Origin of the sequence: Mesorhizobium sp. B1-1-5 (genome assembly GCF_006443065.1) — a bacterium.
Taxonomy (GTDB): Bacteria; Pseudomonadota; Alphaproteobacteria; order Rhizobiales; family Rhizobiaceae; genus Mesorhizobium.
Genome location: NZ_VFWS01000244.1, coordinates 1 through 2107 on the forward strand (window position 1 = coordinate 1; position 2107 = coordinate 2107).

The 2107-nt window shown below is 64.0% G+C and carries 3 protein-coding genes and 1 pseudogene; all 4 read right to left on the bottom strand.

Translation table 11 applies throughout. The annotated features are described in order from the left end of the window. On the bottom strand, positions 1-321 hold a 321-nt coding region (locus FJ980_RS29965), incomplete at its 3' end, for an MBL fold metallo-hydrolase (protein ID WP_140547227.1). Beyond that, complete coding sequence (locus FJ980_RS29970; protein ID WP_140547228.1) at positions 293-910, bottom strand: hypothetical protein; 618 nt, start codon at positions 908-910, stop codon at positions 293-295. The genes FJ980_RS29965 and FJ980_RS29970, both read right to left, overlap by 29 nt. Next, positions 903-1946 (bottom strand): LacI family DNA-binding transcriptional regulator, encoded by a 1044-nt coding sequence (locus tag FJ980_RS29975; protein WP_140547229.1) that lies wholly within the window; start codon positions 1944-1946, stop codon positions 903-905. The genes FJ980_RS29970 and FJ980_RS29975 overlap by 8 nt, the downstream gene beginning before the upstream one ends. Before the next feature lie 23 nt (positions 1947-1969). After that, a pseudogene (locus FJ980_RS35565) lies at positions 1970-2107 on the bottom strand (histidinol dehydrogenase); the annotation flags it as partial.

Sequence of the window (2107 nt, forward strand, 5' to 3'; positions counted from 1 at the left end):
GTCCTCGACATTGCCGAAATGGTCGAAATGCGCGTGCGTGACGAAAACTGTGTCGACGTTCTTGGGCGAGAGGCCGATTTCGCCAAGAACGGCGTCGGGCGAGTGCCAGTTCTCGACGCCAAATTTGTCGGCGAGATGCTTGCCGTAGTCCTTGTTGTTGTAGCCGACATCGACCATGGCAACGCGACCGTTGCCCTTGATCAGCGCGTAGCAGTAGGGAAGTTTCACGTAGCCCTGGTTGTGGGCGCCGTAGAGCACCCCGCTCTTGTGGTAGTTGCTGACATAGCTGTACTCAAGCACCCAGATCGAATATTGGCCCATTGCTTCCTCCCTGTTGTCGCCAACGCTGCGCACAGCTGCAGCAGGCGTGATTGAAATCGACCGGCGTCATACCGGCCCGCGGTTCCGACGCCGCCTGCAGCCCGGCGTAGGCGCGTTTGATCCTCTCCCCGGCCCGGTCGAGCTCCTGCTGCCAGTCGCGCCGCAGTCGGGCCGAACCGAAATCGTCCAGGACCTCGCCCAGCGTTGCATGAGCGGCCCCCAGACGCGCGCAATGGCTTTCGAGCCCATGCGGCGCGTGCAAGGCGCCCAGCCGCTGCTCCACCTCCGTCCACCGTTCGCGGGCCACCGGAATGTCAGGCAGATCGAGCACGTCGCGGCGTCCGCCGGCCTGAGCCAGGACCAGCAGGCCAGCGAGTTGGCCGATCAGCCGGCGCAGGCCTTCGTAGACGGGGCGGGTTGCCACGACGTAGCGGACGATGGCTTCGTCGGCCAACGCGGCATCGTTCACGGTGGCGACGGGTTCCTCGCTTCCGGTGACGGAGACATGGGGCGCCGCGACGACCTCGCAGTCATAGCGGTGGACGCTTACCGCCCGCTCGAAGAAGCGCTTTCCCGGGATATCAGCCATGGTGCCTTTTTCGCGTCGTCGCGCGCTCGATCACCGCGCCGGGCGGGATTAGTTGAACGATCGGCTCCCGGCCGGAATTCGTGCTCAATTCCTTCGCCAGGCTGACCGTGGCCTCGAGCATCTGGTCAATGGGCTGCCGGACGGTCGTCAGCCCGTGCGAAGGCCAGTGGGCCATCTCGATATCGTCGAAGCCGACGATCGAAATGTCGTCCGGCACGCCGAGCGCCAGCTCTCGCCGCACGCCGTCGAGAAAGCCAATGGCGAGAATGTCGTTGGCGCAGAAGACACCGTCGGGAACCTCTTTCAGGTCACGCAGCTTGCGCGCCGCTTCGTAGCCGGCGTGATAGCTGAACTGGCCTGCCTCGATAACTATCGGCGCGGCGAGGCCACGCTCGACGGCGCGTTCGCTGAAGCCCCTGTGGCGTGCGACATTGGTGGAGGCATCGGGCAAGGCGGCGATGTAGGCCAGGCGCTGGTGGCCGGTATCGACGAGATAGTCGGCGATGCTGCGGCCGCCGAGTATATTGTCGCAGGAAATGCCGAACGCGTGGTCGTCGGCCGAGAGTCGGTTGAAAAAGATCACCGGAGTGCCGGCCCTACGGCATTCCTGCGCGGCCGCCGAAGACAGGGAGGCCGCCAGGATGATGGCAAGATCTGGCTGGTAGTTGAGCAGCAGGCGTAGCGCCTGGTCGACGTCTCCCGACTGGTCGGCGGCGACGAGCATCACGTTCATGTCGATGGCACGAAGGGCGGTGGTCAGCCGCGTCAGCACTTCCGGATAGAACGGGTTCTTGATGTCCGCGACGACGATACCCACGATACGCGTCTTCTTGGTGATGAGGCTGCGCGCGAAAGGGTTCGGCGAATAGCCGATCTCCCTCGCACGGTTCAGCACCAGGTCCCGCGTATCCTTGGCGATCACGGCATCGGCGTGAAAGGCCCTGGATACGGTCGAAACAGACATGCCGAGATCGCGCGCCAGATCCTTCACGGTCAGGCGGGGCTTGCTGTTCTTGTTGCGGGCGATGATCGACATGAAAACTCCGTTGGCGCGCTGGCTTAGGCCTGGTTGCGACCTCCATAGCGGCGGACCCGGATGTTCGCCTGCTCGGCATGCCCATAGAATCCCTCGAGGACACACAGGCGCGAACAGTACTCGCCTATCATGGCGCTCGCTTCGTCGGTCAGGACGCGCTG

Coding starts and splice junctions, on each gene's coding strand:
- FJ980_RS29970 (WP_140547228.1), bottom strand. CDS start 910: ATGGCTGATATCCCGGGAAAGCGCTTCTTCGAGCGGGCGGTAAGCGTC.
- FJ980_RS29975 (WP_140547229.1), bottom strand. CDS start 1,946: ATGTCGATCATCGCCCGCAACAAGAACAGCAAGCCCCGCCTGACCGTG.